Below are 3040 nucleotides of genomic sequence, written 5' to 3' on the forward strand. Positions count from 1 at the left end.
TGCCTTGAAGCCTAGAATGGAAGATTCTTCACTAATCGTACCGCTGTCACTAAGTACAGCCTTCGATTTGATTTGCAACTTCACATAATCATTAAAGCCTAAGGGTTTCATTGTCTTCACTAACGGATTAAAAGAAATTCCTTTAGTTAAAAAAGGAGACAATATAGCTAAGATTATTGAAGAAGACCTAGAAAAAGAGGATATTGCTCTTGAAAATGGAGACATCCTTCTTATTGCTGAAACATTGATTTCAAAAGCTGAAGGAAACTACATAAAAATCGATGAACTTGAACCAAGCGAAGAAACAATGAAAATTGCAGAGCAATGCAAAAAGGATCCAAAGATTGTTGAAGCAATCCTACAGGAATCCAATGAAATCGTTGCAGTTGGACCTAATTTCATTGTAACCGAAACCAAACATGGATTTGTTTGTGCAAACTCTGGAATTGATGAATCCAATGTTGAAGAAGGACTCGCAACTCCAATGCCTGAAAATCCTGACCTTTCTGCAAAGGAAATAAGAGAATATTTGGAAGAAAAGACTGGCAAGGAACTTGCAGTAATCATTACAGATACACAAGGAAGAGCATTTAGAGTGGGTGCAATTGGAACTGCAATCGGTTGTTCTGGAATCAATCCGCTTTGGGTTAGAGTCGGTGAAGAGGACTTGTTCGGCAGACCTCTTGAAACAACTGAAGTTGCTACCGCTGACGAGCTTGCAGCTGCAGCATCCTTATTGATGGGACAAGCAAATGAAGGAATCCCTATCGTATTGATTAGAGGATTTACTGCATTCGATCACTTAAGAGACACTGAAACTGGAATAAAACCTTTGCTCAGACCTAAGGAATTTGATGTATTCAGAAAATAATTAGAATAATTAGAATTATTAAAATAATAAAATATCAAATAATAAAAATTAAAAAATGAAAAATAAAAATCTTTTCAAATCTCGAGAGATAATATGGTTGAAATTAATTTCAAATGTGAGAATTGCGATTTTTCATTTTTAGATAAGAATCTAATCTTTTATTTAGATACCAATTTAAATGATTTGGAATCTATTTTAAATTTTTATGAAAAAGATGGAAAAGATGAAAAAGATGAAAATGGCAATGATCATTTAGAACTTATTGAAGATAGCCACAATAAGGAAAATTCAGATAAAATGACAAAATCCTTAATTTCAGGCTTTCTTTATGAAAACTATTGTCCTAACTGCAAGGAATTGATTAAGACCTATGTTCCAGAAGACAATGAACTTTTCACTCAAGAAGAGATTAAAAAAATATTGACTAAAGAAATTTCTAAAAATCTGAATGTAGACAATAAAACATTTAAAATACTGTTTTTTGACTTTAAAAAGACATTTTACAAGGATAGGAGAAACATTTTGGAAAATAACAATTGCCCTAAATGCAACAGTGAGATGTCTTTAGTAATTTCTGAAAAGACCCCATGCCCTCAATGTGGAGGTCCATTAAAAGAAGAATTTTAAAGTTATGAATTAAAGTGAATTATTTAAAATTAATATTAAAAAATTAATTATTAATTAAAATTAAATTATTAAAAAGATTGAAAATCATATCACAATTAAATATAAAAAGAGTGAGATCATGATAACTGTTTTTTCCGGAGGCACAGGAACTCCAAAATTAATTCAAGGTATTAAGGAAATTTACCCTGAAGAAGACATTACCGTCGTAGTGAATACCGTAGAAAATTTATATATGTCAAGAGGATACATTGCAGCAGACATTGACACTGTTATGTACACCTTTGCAGATATAATCGATGATGAATTCTGGTACGGCATTAAAGGTGACACATTCATAGTTAGAGAACAGCTAATTGAATTGGGAACTACTGAACTGCTCAGATTAGGAGATAAGGATAGGGCAACCAAACTTCAAAAGGCTATTCTTCTCGAAGAAGGTTGGACATTATCAGATATTGTGGAACTGCAAAAGGACAAACTTGGCATCAAGGCAAGCATAATCCCAATGAGTGATGAAGAATCTGAAATAAGCATTGTCACCAAGGAGCACGGTGAAATCGAGTTCCATGACTTCTTGATCAAATACCAATGCAACTGTGAAGTTCTTGAAGTGAAATATGGTGATGTAAGCCCTAGCCCTAAGCTTATTGAATCAATTGAAAAGGCAGATAAAGTTATCTTCGGACCATCAAATCCAATCACTTCCATAAGACCAATCATATCCCTTGAAGGTGTGGAAGAAGCACTTAAAGGAAAAGAGGTAATTGCAGTTTCACCATTTGTTGGAGAGTCTGCATTCAGTGGCCCTGCTGGACAGTTCATGAATGCATTCGGTTATGAAACCTCTTCAAAAGGAGTGGCTGAACTTTATAAATCATTCTTAAGCACATTGGTTATTGACAATCAGGACGCAGACTTTAAAGAAGATATTGAAAAGATTATTCCAAATGTTATTGTATGCAATACATTCATGAAAACAATTGAAGATAAAATCAATTTAGCGAAAGTTGTTTTAGAATAATCCTAAGTAAAATAAGCCAAATACAAAATAATAAAAAATCGAGGATTGTTAATAATTTTTAAAAAAGATTAGTGAAATATGCTTAAAGTTTAAATACTAATTTAGTTATAACTAAATATATTACTATTAGGTGAAAATATATGATACAAATGACTTTGATACAAATCGATAATTATGGTCCTTGGACAGTAACTCCAAGACCACGTACAGAATCTGACCTTCAAATATTACAAGCAGAACTTTTTGCAGATGTGCAAAGATTAATTGCTGCTAAAAAAGGTTTAGTGTTCTTTACAAGATTCGATAATTTACTAGCAGTCACAAACGGTCTTAATGAAGAAGACCACATGAGAATTCAAAGATCTATTAGAAACAGATACCCAATTACAATCAGTATGGGTGTAGGAGCAGCAGAAACTGCACACGAAGCTCAAAGATTAGCAACCATCGCACTTCAAAAAGAAGGTGGAGCTCAATCTTCTGGAAGAAAAGAAATACTAGCAATCAACAACTTAATCGAA

Annotated in this window: 5 protein-coding genes; 4 read left to right on the top strand and 1 reads right to left on the bottom strand. The window is 32.9% G+C overall.

Features of this window, described 5'->3' with window-relative positions:
* The coding region (locus ACKI67_RS08705) for a hypothetical protein (RefSeq protein WP_407463149.1) at window positions 1-111 on the bottom strand (111 nt) is incomplete at its 3' end.
* Between ACKI67_RS08705 and ACKI67_RS08710 the strand changes: the two genes are divergently transcribed.
* From ACKI67_RS08710 to ACKI67_RS08725, 4 genes are all read left to right on the top strand, one after another.
* Entirely contained in the window at window positions 110-871 is a 762-nt protein-coding gene (locus tag ACKI67_RS08710) for a coenzyme F420-0:L-glutamate ligase (RefSeq protein WP_407463150.1), read from the top strand. The two genes, ACKI67_RS08705 and ACKI67_RS08710, sit on opposite strands and share 2 nt — an antisense overlap.
* 93 nt (window positions 872-964) lie before the next feature.
* Window positions 965-1498 carry a hypothetical protein gene (locus tag ACKI67_RS08715; RefSeq protein ID WP_407463146.1) on the top strand — a complete coding sequence of 178 codons (534 nt, stop codon included), beginning with the start codon at window positions 965-967 and terminating at the stop codon, window positions 1496-1498.
* A gap of 118 nt (window positions 1499-1616) precedes the next feature.
* A complete protein-coding gene (gene cofD, locus ACKI67_RS08720; RefSeq protein ID WP_407463147.1) occupies window positions 1617-2519 on the top strand; it encodes a 2-phospho-L-lactate transferase in 903 nt (300 codons plus the stop codon).
* A 140-nt stretch (window positions 2520-2659) separates the two neighbouring features.
* The coding region (locus ACKI67_RS08725) for a GTP cyclohydrolase IIa (protein ID WP_407463148.1) at window positions 2660-3040 on the top strand (381 nt) is incomplete at its 3' end.

It is taken from the genome of Methanobrevibacter sp. (genome assembly GCF_045577275.1).
Lineage (GTDB): Archaea > Methanobacteriota > Methanobacteria > Methanobacteriales > Methanobacteriaceae > Methanobrevibacter.